The 19,628-nt window shown below is 64.3% G+C and carries 17 protein-coding genes; 7 read left to right on the forward strand and 10 right to left on the reverse strand.

Annotation, left to right across the window (positions count from 1 at the left end):
• Nucleotides 1-81 precede the first annotated feature (81 nt).
• The gene (treA, locus tag GKZ68_RS08100; RefSeq protein ID WP_173113028.1) at nt 82-1,680 is read left to right on the forward strand and encodes an alpha,alpha-trehalase TreA; all 1,599 of its coding nucleotides are present in this window, start codon (nt 82-84) and stop codon (nt 1,678-1,680) included.
• Between the two features lie 171 nt (nt 1,681-1,851).
• Here the strand turns inward: treA and GKZ68_RS08105 are convergent, their stop codons facing one another.
• The 5 genes from GKZ68_RS08105 to GKZ68_RS08125 all read right to left on the reverse strand — a co-directional run bounded on the left by GKZ68_RS08105 (nt 1,852) and on the right by GKZ68_RS08125 (nt 6,644).
• Nucleotides 1,852-3,255, reverse strand: coding sequence for a M20/M25/M40 family metallo-hydrolase (locus tag GKZ68_RS08105; RefSeq protein ID WP_173113031.1), 1,404 nt, complete (start codon nt 3,253-3,255; stop codon nt 1,852-1,854).
• A 62-nt stretch (nt 3,256-3,317) separates the two neighbouring features.
• Nucleotides 3,318-4,511: a hypothetical protein gene (locus GKZ68_RS08110; RefSeq protein ID WP_173113034.1), complete on the reverse strand. Its 1,194-nt coding sequence runs from the start codon at nt 4,509-4,511 to the stop codon at nt 3,318-3,320.
• Nucleotides 4,512-4,550: 39 nt separating this feature from the next.
• On the reverse strand, nt 4,551-5,108 hold the full coding sequence (locus GKZ68_RS08115) for a histidine phosphatase family protein (protein WP_173113036.1): 558 nt from the start codon (nt 5,106-5,108) through the stop codon (nt 4,551-4,553).
• A 103-nt stretch (nt 5,109-5,211) separates the two neighbouring features.
• Nucleotides 5,212-5,415 carry a hypothetical protein gene (locus tag GKZ68_RS08120; protein WP_173113039.1) on the reverse strand — a complete coding sequence of 68 codons (204 nt, stop codon included), beginning with the start codon at nt 5,413-5,415 and terminating at the stop codon, nt 5,212-5,214.
• Complete coding sequence (locus GKZ68_RS08125; protein ID WP_173113042.1) at nt 5,376-6,644, reverse strand: family 16 glycosylhydrolase; 1,269 nt, start codon at nt 6,642-6,644, stop codon at nt 5,376-5,378. The genes GKZ68_RS08120 and GKZ68_RS08125 overlap by 40 nt, the downstream gene beginning before the upstream one ends.
• 454 nt (nt 6,645-7,098) lie before the next feature.
• Here GKZ68_RS08125 and GKZ68_RS08130 point away from each other — a divergent pair, with 454 nt between their 5' ends.
• A complete protein-coding gene (locus tag GKZ68_RS08130; RefSeq protein ID WP_173113045.1) occupies nt 7,099-7,794 on the forward strand; it encodes a response regulator transcription factor in 696 nt (231 codons plus the stop codon).
• A 160-nt stretch (nt 7,795-7,954) separates the two neighbouring features.
• Nucleotides 7,955-9,352 carry a sensor histidine kinase KdpD gene (locus tag GKZ68_RS08135; RefSeq protein ID WP_173113048.1) on the forward strand — a complete coding sequence of 466 codons (1,398 nt, stop codon included), beginning with the start codon at nt 7,955-7,957 and terminating at the stop codon, nt 9,350-9,352.
• 32 nt (nt 9,353-9,384) lie between these two features.
• Here GKZ68_RS08135 and GKZ68_RS08140 read toward each other — a convergent pair whose 3' ends face one another.
• On the reverse strand, nt 9,385-9,954 hold the full coding sequence (locus GKZ68_RS08140; protein ID WP_173113051.1) for a hypothetical protein: 570 nt from the start codon (nt 9,952-9,954) through the stop codon (nt 9,385-9,387).
• A gap of 235 nt (nt 9,955-10,189) precedes the next feature.
• On the opposite strand from GKZ68_RS08140, the gene GKZ68_RS08145 reads away from it, so the two are divergent.
• Both GKZ68_RS08145 and GKZ68_RS08150 read left to right on the forward strand, forming a co-directional pair.
• Complete coding sequence (locus tag GKZ68_RS08145) at nt 10,190-10,555, forward strand: helix-turn-helix domain-containing protein (protein ID WP_173110521.1); 366 nt, start codon at nt 10,190-10,192, stop codon at nt 10,553-10,555.
• On the forward strand, nt 10,464-11,150 hold the full coding sequence (locus tag GKZ68_RS08150; protein WP_302051990.1) for an IS630 family transposase: 687 nt from the start codon (nt 10,464-10,466) through the stop codon (nt 11,148-11,150). Before GKZ68_RS08145 ends, GKZ68_RS08150 begins: the two co-directional genes overlap by 92 nt.
• A 47-nt stretch (nt 11,151-11,197) precedes the next feature.
• Here the strand turns inward: GKZ68_RS08150 and GKZ68_RS08155 are convergent, their stop codons facing one another.
• Together GKZ68_RS08155 and GKZ68_RS08160 are read right to left on the reverse strand one after the other, a co-directional pair.
• Nucleotides 11,198-11,536 carry a hypothetical protein gene (locus GKZ68_RS08155; RefSeq protein WP_173113054.1) on the reverse strand — a complete coding sequence of 113 codons (339 nt, stop codon included), beginning with the start codon at nt 11,534-11,536 and terminating at the stop codon, nt 11,198-11,200.
• Nucleotides 11,537-11,587: 51 nt separating this feature from the next.
• Nucleotides 11,588-12,670, reverse strand: a complete 1,083-nt coding sequence (locus GKZ68_RS08160) for an AAA family ATPase (protein ID WP_173113057.1) — start codon at nt 12,668-12,670, stop codon at nt 11,588-11,590.
• A 78-nt stretch (nt 12,671-12,748) separates the two neighbouring features.
• Here GKZ68_RS08160 and GKZ68_RS08165 point away from each other — a divergent pair, with 78 nt between their 5' ends.
• Nucleotides 12,749-14,233 carry an ATP-binding cassette domain-containing protein gene (locus tag GKZ68_RS08165; RefSeq protein WP_173113073.1) on the forward strand — a complete coding sequence of 495 codons (1,485 nt, stop codon included), beginning with the start codon at nt 12,749-12,751 and terminating at the stop codon, nt 14,231-14,233.
• A 117-nt stretch (nt 14,234-14,350) separates the two neighbouring features.
• On the opposite strand, the gene GKZ68_RS08170 is transcribed toward GKZ68_RS08165, so the two are convergent.
• Both GKZ68_RS08170 and GKZ68_RS08175 read right to left on the reverse strand, forming a co-directional pair.
• A complete protein-coding gene (locus GKZ68_RS08170; RefSeq protein ID WP_173113075.1) occupies nt 14,351-17,125 on the reverse strand; it encodes a hypothetical protein in 2,775 nt (924 codons plus the stop codon).
• 71 nt (nt 17,126-17,196) lie between these two features.
• Nucleotides 17,197-17,952, reverse strand: a complete 756-nt coding sequence (locus GKZ68_RS08175; RefSeq protein ID WP_173113078.1) for a hypothetical protein — start codon at nt 17,950-17,952, stop codon at nt 17,197-17,199.
• Nucleotides 17,953-18,065: 113 nt separating this feature from the next.
• Here GKZ68_RS08175 and GKZ68_RS08180 point away from each other — a divergent pair, with 113 nt between their 5' ends.
• Complete coding sequence (locus tag GKZ68_RS08180) at nt 18,066-19,565, forward strand: APC family permease (protein ID WP_173113081.1); 1,500 nt, start codon at nt 18,066-18,068, stop codon at nt 19,563-19,565.
• The last annotated feature ends 63 nt before the right edge of the window (nt 19,566-19,628 follow it).

Consider the following 19,628-nt stretch of genomic DNA (forward strand, 5'->3'; position numbering starts at 1 on the left):
CAGTAGCCGGCCGCTGCTCTTTTTTTGAGCTTAGCGGCTAGCCTGCCGGTTACTTTTTACGCTGCTTATTACATCTTCCTTATGCATACCAAAAACCTGTGGGCCGCCGCGCTTCTGCTGCTGGCCGGCCCGGCCCTAGCCCAGCCGGCCGCCCAGCCCACGCCGCGCCGGCTGTATCCCGGCTTATTCGAAGCCGTTCAGCTGGGCCGGGTGTATCCCGATGGCAAAACCTTCGTGGATATGCTGCCCACCGCCGCGCCGGCCGCCGTACTGGCCGCCTACGCCAAGGAAAAAGGCCAGCCGGGCTTCGACCTGAAGGCGTTTGCCAAGCGTTACTTCTACCTACCCACCACCGACACGGCGCAGTATCGCAGCAATATCCAGGCCGGCATCCGGGCGCACCTCGACACGCTCTGGACGGTGCTGCGGCGGCCAGCCCAGGCCACCGCGCCGCCCTACTCGTCGCTGCTGCCGCTGCCGCACTCCTACGTGGTGCCGGGCGGGCGCTTCCGGGAGGTGTACTACTGGGACTCGTACTTTACGATGCTCGGGCTGCGCGAGGCGGGCCGGCTGACCCAGGTGCGTGACATGGTTGACAATTTTGCCTACCTGATTGACAAGCTGGGCTTTATTCCCAACGGCAACCGTACCTACTACCTTACCCGCTCGCAGCCGCCCTTCTTTGCCCAGATGGTCGGCCTGCTCGCCACCGGCCCCGACTCGACGGCCGTGCTGACCCGCTACCGCCCCGCGCTGGCCCGCGAATATGCCTACTGGATGGCCGGCGCCGACCAGCTCAAGCCCGGCCAGGCCGACCGCCGCGCCGTGCGCCTGCCCGGCGGCGAGCGCCTGAACCGCTACTGGGACGAGAGCGACCAGCCCCGCGAGGAGTCGTACCGCGAAGACGTGGAAGCCGCCAAGCTCAGCAAGCAGCCGCCCGCCCAATTCTTCCATAATGTGCGCGCCGCCGCCGCCTCGGGCTGGGATTTCAGCACCCGCTGGTTTGGGCCCGCTGGGCAGCTCAGCTCCATTCATACTACTGACTTAGTGCCGGTTGACCTCAACTGCCTGCTGCTGGTGCTGGAGCAAACCCTGGCCCGCGCCAGCCGCGCCGCCGGCCAGCCCGCCGAGGCCAGCCAGTATCGCCAGAAGGCGCTGGCCCGCGCCACTGCCATCCAGCGCTACTGCTGGGATGCGCAGGCCGGCTTTTTTGTCGATTATGACTTACCCCAAAAGAAGCTGGCTAGCATACGTACCCTGGCCGGGGTTTTTCCGCTTACCTACGGCGTGGCCACACCGGCCCAGGCCCGCGCCGTGGCTAGCCGCCTCCAAAGCGAGTTTTTGCGCCCCGGCGGCGTGCTCACTACCACCAATGCCAGCCACCAGCAGTGGGATGCGCCCAACGGCTGGGCGCCCCTGCAATACCTCACGGTGGCCGGCCTGCGCCGCTACCAGCTGCCCGCCCTGGCCGACACCATCGCCCACCGCTGGACGACCCTCAACGTGCGGGTTTTCGGCCGCACCGGCCGGCTGCTGGAAAAATACAACGTGGAAGACTTGAGCCGCACCGCCGGCGGCGGCGAATACCCACTGCAAGACGGTTTCGGCTGGACCAATGGTGTGCTGCTCAAGCTGCTGGATGAGCAACGCAGCCGGGAGCAGCGCCGCAAGTCGCTGTAAGGTTTGCCAAGCGCTGACGAAGAAGGCCGCCGGGCTAAGCTGGTCGAAGCATCTCTACCGCGCGACCCTAGCCGCGTGGTAAAGTGTTTCGCTAAGCTCAGCCCGGCGGCCTATTTTGAGGACTATCAGTATTAGGTAGGATGCAGCCAATCGTGGCGTCGCTAGCCCCTGCTACAGCCCATACTTGCCCAGCAGGTAGATGAGCGCGGCCATGCTGGCGCCGCCCAGTTCCAGCTCGCGGCGGTTTACCTGCTCGAAGGTGTCGAGCACCGAGTGGTGCAGGTCGAAGTAGCGTTGCGAGTCGCAGTCGTAGCCGAAAAGGGCCACCGGGTGCACAGCGGCGGTCAGCGGCTCGATGTCGGTGCCGGCGTGGCCGGGGGTGAGCTGGCCGGATAAGTAAGGGGCCAGCAGCGGCTTCCAGGCCGCCACTTTCTGAAATACAGCGGGCGTAGCTTCCACGTTAAAGCCGCGCGGGGTAAAGCCGCCGCCGTCGCTCTCGATGGCCGCCAGGTGGGTTTCGTGGTTTTGCTTGGCGAGCTCAGCATACTTATCGCCGCCGCGGGTGCCGTTTTCCTCGTTCATGAAGAGCACGGCGCGCACGGTACGCTCGGGGCGCAGCCCGGCGGCCTTGAGCAGGCGCAGGGCCTCAATGCTTTGCACTACGCCGGTACCGTCGTCGTGGGCCCCCTGGGCCAGGTCCCACGAGTCGAGATGGCCGCCCACGGTGATAACCTGCTCGGGATATTTCGAGCCCCGAACTTCGCCCACCACGTTGTAGCTTTTCTCATCGGGCAGTTGCAAGCAGCTCATTTCCAGCTCAAACTCTAGCTTGGGGTCGGCGGCCAGCAACTGGCTGAGCTGGTCGGCGGCCTGGGTGCTGAGGGCGGCGCCGGGCACTTTGGTGGGCGTGTCGCCGTAGTTGGTGGCGCCGGTGTGGGGGTTGTTGTCGCGGGCAGCGGTGAGCGAGCGCACCAAGGCGCCTACCGCGCCGCGCCGGCCGGCCTCGGCGGGGCCCGAGCGACGCTGGTCGCCGGCGCCGCCGTAGGCCGCGCCGGGCTCAATGAGGCGGTCGTCGAAGGGCCGGTTGAAGAAAATAAACTTGCCGCGCACCGCGTCGTCGGGTAAGGCTTTTAGCTCGGCCAGGCTCTTGACCTCAACTACCCCGGCGCGCAGGGGTTTATTGCCGGGCGTGGCGACCGAGCCACCCAGCGCACACACGGCCACCGAGATGCTTTTACCCTTATTACCAATAATTTGTCCTTTTTCCTTAGCGCCGCGCACCCAGTGCGGCACCATACATTCCTGCAAGTAGACTTTGTCGAAGCAGTTGGCTTTTTCCATCGTCAGCTTGCCCCATTGCACGGCCAGCGCGGCCTGGGGCGAGCCCGAGAGGCGGGCGCCGATTTTCTGGCAGAGGTAGCGCAGGTTGTCGTAGCTCTGGCCGCGCAGCAGCGCCTCGTCGTAAATCTTGCGAATGGTGAGAGAATCGGCTTTGGCAGAAGTGGTTTGGGCCTGGGCGGTAGTTACGCTGGCAGCCAGCAGGCCCGCCAGGAGCAGCGAGGAAAATGAACGCATAGGGAAAGCAGCAGAAAAAGCGTGTTTGGCCAAAAGTACCAGGCTAGCGGCTTTTATTCCTACTATTTATTACCCGGGCGCCAAAGGCCGCGCTCGCGCAACATCCGGGCTAGCGGCGTGCCGGGGCGCAACAGGGGCACTACTTCTGCATAAGGAATATAGATTTTCACGCCCCCTACCACCTTGTTAGTCAAGTCACTCTCTTCAAAAGTGAGCAGAATGTTGTTCAACTCCAGCCCTACGTGGCCCGCTACGGCGGGCTGGTCGGCGTCGAGCCAGTCTTCGGGCAGGCTATCCGCGTCGGCCTGAAAATGCCGGATTACCAGCGCGCGAAACTGTGCTTCAGCGCTGGGCCACAGCAGTTGGGCTAACTCTACCGGCGCCCCGGTTGCCAGGTCATAGATGGCATTGCCTGCGCTGTGCCCAAGGTGGGTACCGCCCGAATACCAAGTCTGAAACGTGCTGACCGAGAGCAGGCCATAGTCGTTGAACGTAACGTCGGTGATGCCTTCCGTTTCCTCCTGCACGGGGTTATCGCGCAGGTAAGCCTGCCTCTCGGCGCGGCGGCGGGCCGGGCCAGGGCATTGCAACTGGCGCAGGGCCGGGCGCAGCGTGTCGGGCCCGAGCAGATGCAGGTAGCCGCGCTCTAGGGTAGCGGTGGCAGAATAATTACTATTAGCGGCCGCTCCGTCTTTTGGCTGCGGCAGCGGGCCCTCAGCACCCTCCGTCAGAATCTCGTAGCGCACGGCTAGCTGATGGTGCCGGGCATCCTGGTATTCTTCGCGCAGCACAAAGGGCCGGAGCCGGCCCCCGGGGCTGGCCCAGGTTCCGCTGAGCATGGCGCCCGCAGGCTGGCTAGCCTGCCACTGGCCGGTAATGGTCCGCTTTTCGGTATCGCTCGGCTCGGTGAGGGCTAGCGGCCGGCCGGGCTGATAAGCCGCATTGCTTTCCAGCGCCAAGGTGCCTCCTTTGCCGTAGCCGTAGTAATAAGAGCCCTGGCAAGCTGCTGGTTCGTGGTCGTGGGCGGGCTTAAAAGTCAGCTCCACCGTTACGAGCTGGCCGCCCACGGTGCCCTGGTAGCGGTGGTAGCCCGTGTAAGGCGCGGCTAGGGCAGCAGGCGATGAGCTAGCGGCTGAGGTGGCCCGCACGGGCAACGCCGCCAGCTGGGCTTTCTCGGTCGATTTAGTATCAGGCTGGCAGCCAGCTATTAGCGCCAGCCCGCTAATTATCCACCCCGCTCGCGACAACTTACGCATGACTTCTTTTCAACAAACCTACCGGAAACATTCGCCGCTTTACTTCTCGGTGCCCGCGCTCACGGCCCGGGGCGCGGCGCCGTAGCGGCTCATTATCAGCTTGGCGGGCTGGCCTTCGCGCAGCGTCACTTTGAAGAGATAATTGTATTCCTCATCGCGGATTTCGCCGGGCAGGGGCGCCACGCCCAGTGCCGACAGCAGCGGCAGCAGCGTGTTGGAGTGGCCCACCACGACCACCGTTTTACCCGCATAATCCTGGCGGAGGTGGCTAGCCAGCGCGGCCGGCTCCTGGGCGCGGTACACCTCGGGCGTGAGGCCGGTGGCCTGAGCCAGCGGGGCCAGGGTGGCGCGGGTGCGGCGCGTATCGGTGGTGGTGAAGAGGGCCGCCGGGTGATAACGGCGCAGCCGCTGGGCCAGCAGCCGGGCACGGGCCTCGCCGGCGGGCGCGAGGGGTGGGTCGGTGAGGCCGGGCGTAAGGTCCTTCTCGGCGTGGCGCACGAGGTAAATAGTGGTGACGGGCGGCTTGGCGGCAGCCGGCAATACGATAAGGCTTAGCAGTAGGTAGCCGCAAATGGAGTACAGGCCAGCTTTCAGCATACGTAATAAGGCACTTGCTGTAGGTGCAAGCCGGCCAAAGGTAGCCGCCAAAAAAGCGGGCCACCCACTAGGCAGCCCGCTTTTTAGCAGCAATACCAGGCCGCTACTGCTTGGTAAAGTGGCGGCTGCTGCGCTCCTGGGTGGGCGAGGTCAGCAGCAGCGTGTACTGGCCGGCGCGCAGCGCCGACACGTCGAGCCCATCGGCACCCACGGTGCCCTGGCCAGCCACGCGGCCCAGCGCATCGAGCACCTGGTAGGTGTGGCCCACTACCTCGGGCTCGGTGCGCAGGAAGTCGCGGCCCGCCACGGGATTGGGGTACAGGCCCGGTGCCGGGGGCTAGCCGCCGGGCCGGCCGGGAACGCCATGCGCGCCCCGGCCGGGTTAGTAATGCTTAGCCAGTTGATGTTCCAGCCGGCCGTTTGGGCATACACGCCCAAGTTGTAGGTGCCCGCGTTGATGTTCACGGTTTTGCTCACGGTGGTCCAGGTTTGCCAGCCGCCAGTAGCCGGAATGGCGGTATTGCCGAGCTGAATCGCGCCGGCGTTCAAATCAGACGACACGGTACCGCCGTTGGGGCTAGCCACGCGGTAGCTAAGGGTGTAGGCACCGGTAACCGGAAAGTTAATATTATTGAATACGAGATAGTTGCCCGCAGCTATGTGGCCCATATCCTGGCCGCCCCCGATGTCGGAGCAGGGCTCGGCCACCATGCCACTGTTCACGTTGGCCGCTTCGGCCTGCAGTGTCCGGGTTGTGCCGGTAGTAGTAGTCACCAATTGTGATACCCGCACGTAGTCCACGTACATAGTGGCGGGCAGCTTGGTATCATCGATGGCCTGGCCGGGCAGGTTGCCCCCCACGGCCAGGTTCAGCAAAATAAAGAAGGGGTTTTGAAAAGCCTGGGTATTGCCGGTTCCATTCGTGATATTAAAAGCGCAGTACTGAACGCCATCCACAAACCAGTTGATGGCCGTGGGCGTCCACTCTACGCTGTACACATGCCAGTCGCCGGCCGTGGTAGTCATGGTTTTGCCATACTGCGCGTGGCCACCGCTGTACCAGTGCGCGGTGCCGTAAATGGTGTTATCGGCGTTGATGTGCTCCATAATGTCGATTTCCCCGCACTGCGGCCAACCCACCGAGCTGATGTTGCTGCCCATCATCCAAAAGCCCGGCCACAGCCCCTGGCCCAGCGGCAGCTTGATGCGGGCCTCGATACGACCGAACTTGAAGTCCTTCAGGTTTTGGGTCTTCATGCGGGCCGAGGTGTAGCCGAAGCCGCCCACGCTCTCTTTTTTGGCCGTAATCTGCAGCACCCCATTGGCTACGGTGGCATTGGCGGCCTGGTAATACTCTTTCTCGTTGTTGCCCCAGCCGTTATTGTTACCGGTTTCAAACTGCCAGTTTGGGCCGATACCATTCGTAAACTCATCGGACCAAACCAGCTGGTAAGTTTGGGCCTGGGTAATGCGGGGCGCGCCGAGTAGCAGCAGCGCCGCCCCGCCCAAAAGGGAGGTAAGCGTACCTTTCATCATAAGGAGGTGGAAAAGGATGGGTGGGAAAATAAAATACTAGCCGCGGTCCTGAGGGCTAGCCACGGCTTAGCGTTTTTCAAATATCCAACTTTAGCGAGTAGTTAGCAAGCCCGAAAAAGGCGCTCAATAGCCTTGGCAACGGCCAAAATGCGCCAGCTTTACACTTACCACACATACTATAATTGTGCAATTTCTGAAGGAAATACTCGCAGGCGGCCCGGCGCCCCTGGCCCCGCCGCTGGCTAAAAAACAATTAAAAAAACGGGCTTGGCCAGAGTTTTTGTAGCTAGCGCTACTCAGCTACTCCTATAATGCGCCTCACAAACCGCTCTACTTAGCGGCGCTAGGCGGCTAGTGCTGCATCTTCATCAAATAAACAGCAAATATTCATCTTCATTTAACGGCCTGTAGCCGAATGTTGCACCATCATTCCTCCTTCACTCCTCCCCGCTCCATGCACGTTCTGCTCGTTGAAGATGAGAAAAGCCTCCACCAGGAGGTGCGCCAGTTCCTGACGCAGGCCCAGTACCTGGTCGACTCGGCCTACACCTACGCCGAGGCATCGGAAAAGCTGTTTGTGAACTCCTACGACTTCGTGCTGCTCGACCTGGGCCTGCCCGGCGGCGATGGCCTCGACCTGCTGCGCGACTCCCGCCAGAGCGAAAAACAGGAGGCTTCGTTTATTATCCTCACGGCGCGCGGCGCCCTCGACGACCGTATCAAGGGCCTCGACCTGGGCGCCGACGATTACCTGCCCAAGCCCTTCTCGCTGCTGGAGCTGACGAGCCGGATGCAGGCCATCACGCGCCGCAAGTTTGGCCTGAAGCGCCCCGAAATCACCTTCGGCGACGGCTTCGTGCTGGATGTGACGGCCCGCACCGTGCGCTACGGCAGCACCCCCGACACGCCCGGCCCCGAGGTGCCGCTCACCAAGAAGGAGTTTGACCTGCTGCATTATTTGCTCTTGCACCGGGGCCGCGTGCTCACGCGCCTGCAGCTCGGCGAGCACCTGTGGGGCAATGTGCTGGAAGATGACTCGGACTCGAACTACATCGACGTGCACATCAAGAACGTGCGCAAGAAGCTGGCCCAGTTTGGCTCGCCCGACTTTATCGAAACGGTGCGCGGCATTGGCTACCGGGCAGTGTAAGCAGGTTATTGGCTAGCCTGCTGCTCAGCAAAATAAACCAGAACGTCAGGCTGCGCTTGGCGAAGCATCTCTGCCGCGCCGCGAGGGTGTCGTTTGGTAGAGATGTTCGCCACGCGCAGCCTGACGTTCTTTCTTTGTGGGCGCGCTTAGCGCTTGTTATATGCGATTAGAAACCAAGCTCGGCCTCTTCAACGGCCTCTCGAAGCTGCTGCTGGTGCTGCTGGGGGCGCTCTTGATTCCGCCCATCGTGCAGCGCGTGGCAGTGGCCCACACCGACCAGCGCCTGCTCGAAAAGAAAAAGGAACTGCTGCACCTCATTGAGCGCGACGGGCTAGCCGCCTTTTTGCGGGCCGAGCACGAGGAGAGCTACGCCGACTATAATATTCTCAAGCAGGAATACATTACCATTACGCCGCTGCCTGCCTACCCTAGCGGCCCGATGGGGCCGCCCACCGAGCGCATTTTTGAGGAGCACCGACAGGTAGATAAAGTAATTGAGGACTTCCGCATCCTGAGCTACGTGGCCCCGCTCGGCACCCTAAGCCCGGCCAGTGCCCCGGCGCGCTCGGCCAATGGTGCCGAGCCCCGGCGCTACCGCCTCGAAATCGGCTCGTCGCTGGCTACGGTGGAGCTGCTCACCGATACGCTGCGCCGGCTGGCGCTGTGGGTGCTGGTGGCGGGCGCGGCCATCACGGTGTTTACCGATGCGGCCTTTGCGCACTACCTGCTGGGGCCGCTGCGCGAGCTGATTTCGCGCAAGCTGCGGGGCATCCGGCAGCCAGGCGAGTTTTCGTTTCAGCGGCTCGATACCGATACGACCGACTTCCGGCGGCTCGACGACTCGCTCTCGGCCCTGATGCGGCAGCTGCAGGCCTCGTTTGAGAAGGAGCGCGAGTTTATGAGCAACGTGAGCCACGAGTTGCTCACGCCTACCAGCATTCTGCAGTCGCGCTTCGAGAATATGCTGCAAGACCCTACCCTGCCCGAGGCCCACGGCCGGCAGATAGTGGAAAGCCAGCGCACGCTCTACCGCCTGCGCAACACGGTGCGCACGCTGCTGCTCATTGCCAACATCGAAAACGAGCAGTACCTGCGCGACGCCAGCGTGAGCCTCACCGACACCGTGCACGACGTAGTCGAGGAGCTCGACGACCGCCGCCAGCAGCGCGAAATCAGCCTGCGCATCGACCTCCAGCCCGACCACGTGGTGCCCCGCGCCAACGCTACGCTGCTGCACACGCTGCTGCGCAACCTGCTCAGCAACGCCATCAAGTACAACCACGAGGGCGGGCAGATAAAGGTGCTGGGCCGCTCCACCCCGAGCGGCGGCTACCAGCTGCGCGTCGAGGACCAGGGCCCCGGCATCGCGGCCGAAAACCTGCCGCTGCTCTTCGACCGCTTCCGGCGCTTTCACGCCACCGGCCCCAGCGCCCCCGAGGGCTACGGGCTAGGCCTGCCCATCGCCCAAACCATCGCCAGCTTCCACAAGGCCCGCCTGTGGGCCGAGTCGGAAGTGGGCAGGGGGACGGCCTTCGTGCTGGAGTTTGGGGCGGCGTAAACTGCGGCTAGCATTTTCTGCCCTTGTTAGCTTTAGTCAGCAATATCCCGGTAAAACACTTCGGTGCTATCACGAGAAGCCCAAAAGGTTTGAATGTTCCGGCTGTTCGCAGTGGCGTATTCATAAACCAGAATAGTATCGCCCATCGCCTGCGGCCGAAACCACTGGATATTCCCGGCACCCGGAATTTTTTCTAACCACTGCGCAGTCGGCACTTTATCCCCGTCGAATGGGTGCCGCGCCAAGAGCCGCTTGAATTCACTGGGGCAAGTTTTGAAATGCAGCCAAATGGCGTAGTCTATTCTTGGTATTACTTGGTCTTGCGACTCGATAACCTGGGTGCAGGCTACGGAACTTCGACCAAAGAGCGCCGCATAGATTTCGGCGCCATTGCGGGGCCTGACGGCTTCGGCCACGTGGCGATATGATTTATAAAATGCGCGGTAAGCCGTCCAGCTAGCTACCAGCAGGCTCAGCGATGCACTCGCTGCCGCCAGATACAGTAGTCGCTTTCTGTGCCTCAGCAGCCCGTAGCCGCCAAGCCCCAGCGCCGCCCCAAACAAGCCGCTGGCGAGTACTGCTAAGCCAATAATTTCTTTCATGGCAAATTATCTGGGCTGGTATATCCCTTTTACCGACTAAACCAAACTACAGAGGCATATTTTTCGGCTACCAGCGCGAGTTGCGCTGCGCTAAACTCGCGCTGGTAGCGGGTGGGCGCCGCAAGGTGCATTCGGCTAACTCGTTATACGGGAGGCACAGCCATCCCTAATAAAAAACGCTATAGCGGATTCTAGAACGGTGTAGCTACTATAAAGCTGTTTACGTACCGGGTGTATGCAAGCCTATTCTCTTGATTTGCGGCAGCGTATCGCGCAAGCGTGTGCCGAGCCCGGGGCGCGACAAGCCCACGTCGCCGCCCGGTTTTGCGTGAGTGTGGCCTTCGTCGGCAAGCTGCTGCGTCGCCAGCGGCAAAGCGGGCAGTTGGCCGCCCTGCCCGGCCGCGGTGGTCCGGCCCGCTGCCTGGATGCGGCGGCGCAGGCCTGGCTCGGGGAGCAGGTGGCGGCCCAACCCGATGCCACCCTGGCCGAGTTACAGACGCTCCTGCTGGTTGAGCGCGGGCAAGCCGTTAGCCGGGGCTCCGTCTGGCGGGTGCTACACGAACAAGGCTGGCGACGTAAAAAAAAGCCTGCACGCCACTGAGCGCGATACGCCCCGGGTACACGCCTTGCGCAGCGCGCACGTCGCGGCTATCGCGCAACGCCCCGACGTAGCCCGCTTTCATTTTCTGGACGAGACCGGCCTGCGCCTAGACTACACGCGGCGCTATGGCCGGGCGCAGGCCGGCCAGCGTGTGAGTGGGGCCGTACCGTTGCGCCGCCCGGCCCGCTCCCTAACCTTAATTGGCGCCTTGTCCGTGCACGGGCTGCACGGGGTCCAGGTGCTGGAAGGGGCCTTGAATCAGCGCAGCTTCGCCCTGTATATCAGCCGCATCCTGGCCCCGCAGCTACGGCGCGGGGACGTGCTGGTCCTCGACAACCTGCGGGTGCATCACCTGACCGGGCTGCGGGAGTGGCTAGCCCGGCGCGGCATCGAAGTGCTGTTTCTGCCCCCCTACTCGCCCGACTTTACCCCCATCGAGCAGGCCTGGAGCAAGCTCAAAACCAAGCTGCGCCACGCCCAGGCACGGACCCGCGACGCGCTCGAAGAAGCCTTACATACCGCCATCGACTGGCTTACTGGCCCCGATGCGAAAGCGTGGTTTAATCACTGTGGCTATCACGTACACCGTTCATGAATCCGCTATAATTACGATTACGCCTAAACTCGCGCTAGCTAGATATTTTAGGAGGCAATAAATTTACGTTTATAGGCCCCGCGAACAATCGTGCTAAGAGTAACGATACTATAGGAAACTCCATAGCTAATGATAAGCTGCGCCGGGTATCCGCTCATGGATAATAACATCAATGCGGCGAATACCAGCACAACAGCTAACCCACTTAAAACTAGTGGCATCACCAGTGCTACCAACCAACTTATACTCTTCACATACAAAGCATTAGCCCCAAGTCCAAGATATCCTAACCCAGCAAGCATCTCCATAAAAACGAAACTTTCGTCACCCTTGACATGAGTGTAAGCACCATAGCTGACTGCCCAATAGATAGTAAGCGCTACCATACTCATTAAGAAAATGCTATTAACAAGCAGGAATCTAGACCATTTCATTGGCTACACGCTGTCTTCAACTGAAGTAACACCTAGCGCCGCCCGCACCTGCGCCACCCTTTCTGCCACGCTGCCATCGAGCAACGTATAAGGAATCCCCAGCAGCTCCAGCTGCATCAAAATAGCGCCGTGCTGAAACTGGCGCAGCGCTTCGGGGCCGCGCCAGCCATCCTGCTCGAAGGGCACGGTGGGCAGGCACACGAAGGTGTGGGCGTAGCGCGCGCCGCACACCCTAGCCAGCGCCTGTAAAGCCGGGTCGCAGCGGTGAAAATAGTAGTAGGAATACAGGGCCGTGGTAGCCGCGTTGGTATCGCAGACGAGCCAGCCGTGGGCCTGGGGCGCGGCGGCATCTTCCAGCTCCAGCTGGCGGCGGCCGATGTAAAGCAGGTCCTCGTAGGCGAGCGCGCCGTGTTTTTGCTCGTGGAGCGTGCGGCCGTATTCGGGCACCCAGGCGGTGCCGAGCGCCTCAGCCAGGGCCGTGGCCAGGGTGGTTTTGCCGCTGCTTTCGGCCCCTAGCAGCACCAGGCGCGGCACGGCGGTGGGCGGCACGGCCCCGTATTGCGCCGCGATGAACGGGTGCAGGTAGCGCGAATCGAGCAGGTGGTAGTAGGTGGCATCGGCGGCGAGCGCCGCGCGCAGGCCGGTGCCGCTCACGGGCACCTGCTGGCGGGGCTCATCGACGAGCACGTGCGCGGCGCCCAGGTGCGCGGCAAAGCCGGGGCCGTAGGCTTCGCTGCTGAATACTACCTCGGGGCGGTAGCCGTGGCTAGCCAGCCACTGGCGCACAAATTCGCGGTGGGTGTGGTCGTCGGCCGCGTCGGGGGGCACGCCGTCGGCTTCGGCGGTGAGGGCAATGATGCGCAGCGGCGTGGTGCCCGCGCGCGGGCCCTGAGCAAGGTCGTCGCCCCGGTAGAGCTCGCGCAGCCAGGCGGCGCGCGTGGGCGCGGGGTGCACGGCATCGTCGGGGTGGGCATAGACGAGCACGAGCAGCTCGGCCACCTGGGCGGCAGCGGTTTCGAGCAGGAGCTGGTGGCCCCGGTGCGGCGGCCAGAACTTGCCTACGACGAGGCCAAGGGAAAAAGGCATAGGGCAAAAATGCGGCTGGCGCGCTAGCTTGCGCGGCTGCTTACTCGGCGCAAGCTAGGGCGGGCGCCACTTTTTCCCATGCCGACTCCCCTGCTAACCTTTGCGCACGTAACCGTGCGGCACCTCGACCGGATACTTTTCGCTGACCTTAGCCTACGCATCGAGCCGGGGCAGCACCTGGCGCTGGTGGGGCCTAGCGGCGCGGGCAAGAGCGCCCTGCTGGCGGCGCTGGCCGGGCAATTGCTGCTCACGGGTGGCCGGGCCACCACCCCCGGCCTGGAGGCCGCCGCCCGCCAGCGCCACCCCACCGACCCGCTGGCCGCGTGGCGGCAAGTAGTGAGCCTGGTGGGCACGCGGGCACCCTTTCGGGCGCGGCCGGGCGGCAGCGAGCTGTACTATCAGCAGCGCTACGAGGCCACGGCGGCCGAGGAGGTGCCCACCGTGCGCGAATACCTGCTGGCTAGCCCCGCGCCCGCGCCGAGGGCGGCCTGGACCTACGCCCGCGTGGTAGAGCGCCTGCGCCTCACGCACTTGCAGCCCCAGCCGCTCATTCAGCTCTCCAACGGTGAAACCAAGCGCCTGCGCCTGGCCAGGGCGCTACTGCGCAATCCGGCGCTGCTCTTGCTGGATAACCCGCTGGCTGGCCTCGACACGGCGAGCCGGGCCGATTTTGACGCGCTGCTGGCCGAGGTGGCGGCCGCGGGCACTACCGTGGTGCTGGCCACCACGCCGGGCGAGATTCCGGCGATTGTGAAGCAGGTAGCGAGGCTAGCCGAGGGCCGTGTAACCCACGTGTTACCCTTGGCCGACTACCAGCCGGCCGCCGCGCCCACCCCGCTCCTGCCCGATGCGGTGGCCCTGGCGGCGCTGTGGCCGCCCGCGCCGCCAGCGTTCAGCACCCTGGCCAGGCTCGAAAACGTGACCATTCGCTACGGTGAGCGCCTCATCCTCGACCGGCTGAGCTGGGAAATAAAGCCCGGCGAGCGATGGGCGCTGCTGGGGCCGAATGGGGCGGGCAAGTCTACGATTATCAGCCTCTTAAACGGCGACAACCCCCAGGCATACAGCCAGTGCATCACGCTCTTTGACCGGCGCCGGGGCACGGGCGAGAGCATCTGGGACATTAAGCAGCGCGTCGGCTACGTGTCGCCCGAGCTGCTGCAATACTTCCCCGGCCAGCCCACCTGCCGGCAAGTGGTGGCCTCCGGCTTTGCCGACACGCTGGGGCCGGGCCGGGCCACGCCCGCCCAGCTCGCTACGGCCGATGCCTGGCTAGCCGTGCTGCACCTGGCCGAGCACGCCGCCCAGCCCCTGCGGCAGGCGCCGGCCAGCGTGCAGCGCCTGTGCCTGGTGGCGCGGGCATTGGTCAAAAACCCGCCGCTCCTGCTGCTCGATGAGCCCGGCCAAGGCCTCGACGCGGCGCAGCAGCCCTACTTTCGGGCGGTGCTCGATGCCCTCTGCGCCGCTAGCCCCGTAGCGCTGGTTTTCGTGAGCCACTATGCCGCCGACATCCCGCGCAGCGTAACGCGGGTGCTGGAGCTGCCCGCGCCAGTTGCTGGCTAGCCCTTTTCAGCACTGGAGTATTATCCGCCCAACTCTCCAGCCGAGCATTAAGCAACTTATTACTGGTTAGCTCCTTAATCTTAAAAGACTGCCCACTAGCCCTGCGGGCGCGCTGCCTTATTGGGTCCGCACTTCATCGCGGCGCAGCTCGCGGCGCACGTAGCGCGTAAGCTGGTAGCGTTGGCGGGCGGCCTCGTAGCGCAGGGCCACGCCGCCCCCGGTGCTGGGCCAGGTGCCGGCCGGACTAGGCGAGCCCGCGCCGGCCCCCAGCGCGCGGCCCTGGCCGTCGAAGAGCGCTACCTGCCCCGGCAGCGGCTCGGTGAGGGCCAGCACCTGGTGGGTAGGGTCGAAATCGAACCACTGCACCGGCTTGTCGCCCGAGGTAAGCAGCTGGCGGCTGAGCAGCGGCACCGCGCTGCCGGGGCTGAATACGTCGAGCTGGCCGCCATCCTGGCGCACTACCACAAACGAGCCGGCGTGCCCGCCAGCCTCCGGCACGAGGCGAAAGCTAGCCGTGCGGCTCCAGGTGGCGATGCGGCGCCGGGGGCCGATGTCGCCGCTCAGCGTGATGCTCAGCAGCTCGCCGTGCTGGTTCACCACGCGCACCTGGCTGCGGGCCAGCGTGGGGCCGGCGGTAGTGAGCAGCGGCCCTTCGAGCCGCGCGCCGGCGCTCACCGGAAAACCAGGGTAGCGGCTGCCGGCCTGGTCGAAGGCATACACGTAGCCATTGCGCAGGGCCACTACCACCACATCGCGCCCGCCCACGGTGAGCAGCGCGGGCGGGCCAGCCAGCGGTGCTTCGAGGCGATGGGGCCAGCCGGGGTAGCGGCGGCCGTTGGTGTCAAAGAGTAATAGGTCATTGGTAGTAGTAGCCACCAGCAGGCGCGTGGCAGTGCCGGCCGCCACGCTAGCCACCGTTACCGAGTCGGGCAGGTTGAGCGGGAAGCCGGGCGCCTCGCGGCCATCGGCCGGGCTAAGCCAATGCACGCGGTGCGCCGTGGCCAGCAGCAGGCGCCCCCGCAGCAAGCGCGGCGGGCCCACCACCGGGCCGGGCAGGCTATCGGCCCAGGCGCGGCCGGCAGTACCAGCGGGCAGCAGCGAAAGCACCCCCAGCGAGTCGGCCACCAGCACGGGAGCCGCCAGCGTGCCATCGGTGGCGGGCACGGCGGGCAGCAAATAGGGCTGGCCGGCCAGCGGCGTGCGAAAGCGCAGGCTAGCCCCGCTGCCCGAGGCCGCCGAGTCGGGGGTTAGCCCCTGGCCGGGGCGGCGCAGCAAGAGTTGGGCAAAGTACTGGCTGCCGGGCCGGGCTTCGTCGGCGGCCTGCTCGGGCGGCACGAGCTGCCAGGCCACCTGCGAAAAGTGGCGCAGCAGGCTCTCATTGCGCAGCAAACCAGCGCGGCGCTCTTCGGCCAGCGAGCCGAGCAGGGCGTTCCAGCCCTGGCGCACATCGGCCAGCAGCGTAAGGCGGGCCAGCGGCTGGGTTTGTTGCAGCAGGGCAACCTGCGCAGCCGAGCGGCTCCACACCTGGCCAGCGACTACGTCGGCCAGGTAGGCGCGCAGGGTGGCGTCATCACTTACCACTAAGTAGTTGCCAACCAATGCGGTGCTCAGTATCGCATTGGTTGGCGTAGGGTTGGCCAGCGGCCCTAGCAAAGCCGCGCTCTGAAAGCCAGCCTCGTGTACCTCGTAATTGCCCACCCGGCCAAAGGCTGGCGAGGCTCCGCCCAGCCGCCGCAGGCGGGCCAGCCACTGCGCCGTATGGCCCGGCGCCCGGCTGCGCAGCAGCGTAAGGCGGGCCGGTGCAATGCCCGGCGCCGCGGCCGCCAGGTAGGCCAGCGTGGCCCCCGGCGCCAGCGTCGCGCGCAGGCTGTCGAGAACGGCGCGGGGGGCGCGCAGGGTGTCGGGGGCGGGCACGGGAGCTAGCCGCCCGGCCACGGCCAGCACCAGGGCCGTGCGCAGGGGCAGCACATCGGCCAGCGGGCGCAGGGACTGGGCCGGCTGGCCGTGCAGGGGTTGCTGCCACGAGTTAGCGGCCGTTTCGGGATTGGCGAAGCCGGTGAGGGTAAGTTGGCCGGGGCCGAATTTGAGGCCTAGCAGCGTCTCGTGGCTGAGGGCCAGTGCCTGGTCGAGCAGGGCGTGGGTGCCGGGCTGAAACAGCACGTCGAGCAGGGCCGGCACCCGCCGGAAATTAACGAATAGGGTGGCATCCACGTCGCGCAGGCGCAGCAAATCGGTAGCCCCGAAACCGGCGCGCACGGTGGGCGCCTCGGGGTGGCCCAGGCGGTGCACCACGGCTTCAACCAGCGCGGCGTGGGTGCTGACCAGCAAATGATTGCGGTAGTTGAGCACCGTAAGCTTGCCGCCCGCCTGCGCCGTTAATTCCTGCAATTCATAGCCCTCGTAATCGCGCAGGCTGAAGCGGTAGCGCGGGTCGCGACCGAGCGTTTCGAGCAGGCCCCGCGCCTGCCGGTATTCGCGCACGCTCGCCAGCGGAATTTGGTAAAGCACATCAACCTGCCCCGGCCCGGTGATATGCAGCGAAGTGAGCACGAGCTTCTTACCCAGCAGCGCCAGCAAGCCGCGCGGGCGGCCCGCTACCGCGCCCGCCACGGCGGGCCGCCCGCCGGTGTCAAGGCTATCGGCGAGGGCTAGCGGACCGGCCACCTGCTGGAAGTAGCGCACGCCGGTGATATTGTCCCACACGCCGGCTTCCTGCAGGTGCTGCACCAGGGCGGCGTGGTCGCGGGTGGCCAGCACCAGCACCGCGTCGTCGGGCACCAGGGCGTAGGGGTCAACGGAGCGGGCAGCCAGCGTGCGGCGGTAGTAGACGTAAGTGGCCAGCGACAGCAGCACTACCAGCGCTACCAACAGGGCCAGAAGCTTGCGGGACATGGTGGCAAAAGTAGGCTGCCGGGCGGCTTAGCAAGTTATTAAGAGCGATAGCCCGGCCCGAAGGTTACTCTTTAGTGCCCAAATTTTAGCGTGGCCTTCACCGTATCGCCGGTAAGGGGAGTAATGGGTGCCAGCTGCACCACGGTATCTTGGGTAGTTCCGGTGGTGCCAGATGCGGACCGCCTAAAAAGCGCCTTCGGCAGCACACCTGGAGTTTGGTAAAAATTTTGTGGTGCGGCCGTCGTAAAAGGCAGTGCCTGATAGATAGTTACCAGGCGGTGCTGATTATCGGCCGGTCCCACGGGCACACTATAGTACTGCTCGATGAAATCCAGATATTGGTAGCCGGTAGTCCGCGTATCTACCTGCACCTGCCACACGCGCCGGGGCGAGGGTCGAAAATTGACGACGTTGGTTTGCCCAATTACCACGTCCTTCGTGCCTAGCCGTAGAAAGCCGCCCGCCGGAGTGACGACCGAATCAGGGAAATCGAGGTGAGGTTGCCAGTAAGGCTTATAGCTGCCCCCCCTAAGTTGCCCGCAGTCAACGCCATAATAAAGGCCCTTTTTATTAGTAAAGCTGAGCGTGTAAGCGCCCTGCGCATCGGTATGCACGGTGTCAATCAAGTCGTAGTTTTGCAGATTATAGTCGTTGGCAGAGATTAACGCCACCAACGCGCCGGGCAGCGGCCGGCCGCTGCGCAGGCTGGTGACAATGCCTTTTACTACCGTGAACTGCCCGGCCGGCACCTTATTGGGACAGCCCGCCATCGAAGTAAGGCAAAACAGCACAGTGGCAAGCAGGGGAAACCGGAGTCGATAAATCATAGCCAAAACCCAGCAAAAAGGGGCGCCTCTATGAGGCCAGCTGAGCCGGGCGGGGTTGCATTGCATGGTACGGTCGTTTCTTTGGCAAAAAACTGCCCCAGCCCTCCGCATTTATGGCCGACGCCCTACCCTCTTCCTCTGCTCCCAACGCCCCGGCCGACGCGCCCGGCCACTTCAAGCGCGCGCTCACGCTATTCGACTCCGTGATGCTCGTGACGGGCTCCATGATTGGCTCGGGTATTTTCTTGGTGTCGGCCGACATTGCCCGGCAGGTGGGCTCAGCGGGCTGGCTGCTGGTGGTGTGGCTGCTCACCGGCCTTATCACGATGGCCGGCGCCATCAGCTACGGCGAGCTGGCGGCCATGTTCCCCAAGGTGGGCGGGCAGTACGTGTATTTGCGCGAAGCTTTTGGCAAGCTGGTGGCGTTTCTCTATGGCTGGACGCTGTTTCTCGTCATTCAAACCGGCGTAATCGCGGCCGTGGCCGTGGCCTTTGCCAAGTTCACGGGCGTTATCTGGCCGTGGTTTTCGGTCAAGCATGTGCTGTTCAACATCGGGCCCTTTCCCTTTAGCTCGGTGCAGCTGCTGGCCATCATCCTCATCGTGGCCATCACGGCCGTGAACGCGCGCGGCGTGCAGGCCGGCAAGCTCATCCAGAACGTGCTCAGCTCGACCAAGCTGGTGGCGCTGGCGCTGCTCATCCTGTTCGGCCTGTTTCTGGGGCTGAACGCCGAGGCCGTGCAGGCCAACTTCCACGACCTCTGGCACGCCACGCGCTCGCCCGCGCCGGGGGCTAGCGGCGGCATCGTGCCGCTGGGCACTGGCAGCCTCCTCATCGGCATCGGCATGGCCATGACGGGCTCGCTGTTCTCGTCCGACTCCTGGAACAACATCGGTTTCGCGGGCGAGGAAATTCAGAATCCCGAGCGCACGCTGGTGCGCAGCATGGCCATCGGCACGGCCATCGTCACGGCGCTCTACATTCTCATTAACATCGTGTACCTGCTGGTGCTGCCCCTCCAGGGCTCGCCCGAGGCCGCGACCCTAGCCGGCCGCGGCATTCAGTACGCCACCGACGACCGCGTTGCCACGGCAGTGGCCGAGCGGGTGATGGGCCCGGCCGGCGCCTACGTGCTGGCCGTGCTCATCATGCTCAGCACCTTCGGGGCCAACAACGGCATCATCCTGAGCGGCGCCCGCGCCTACTTCGCCATGGCCAAGGACGGCCTGTTTTTCCCCTCGCTCGCCATCCTCAACCGCGCCGGCGTGCCGGGCCGCGCGCTGTGGGTGCAGTGCCTCTGGGCCTGCCTGCTGTGCCTGAGCGGCAGCTACGGGCAGCTGCTCAACTACGTCATGTTCTCGGTTATCTTGTTCTATCTCATCACGATAATCGGGATTTTTGTGCTGCGCCGCGCCCGGCCCGACGCACCCCGCCCCTACCGCGCCTGGGGCTACCCGGTGCTACCGGGCCTCTACGTGGCGCTGGCCTCGGCTTTCTGCATCATTCTGCTCATCGCGCCCGATACGGCCGAGTACTCGCGCTACGGCCTGGGCCTGGTGGCGCTGGGGCTGCCGGTGTACTTTTTGTTTGGGCGAAGGATGGGCGGGGCCTAGCATTTTAAAAGTTGTAAAACAAGCGTGCCCCTGGCTTCGGATGAAAGCCAGGGGCACGCTTGT

The organism is Hymenobacter sp. BRD128 (genome assembly GCF_013256625.1).
GTDB lineage: Bacteria > Bacteroidota > Bacteroidia > Cytophagales > Hymenobacteraceae > Hymenobacter.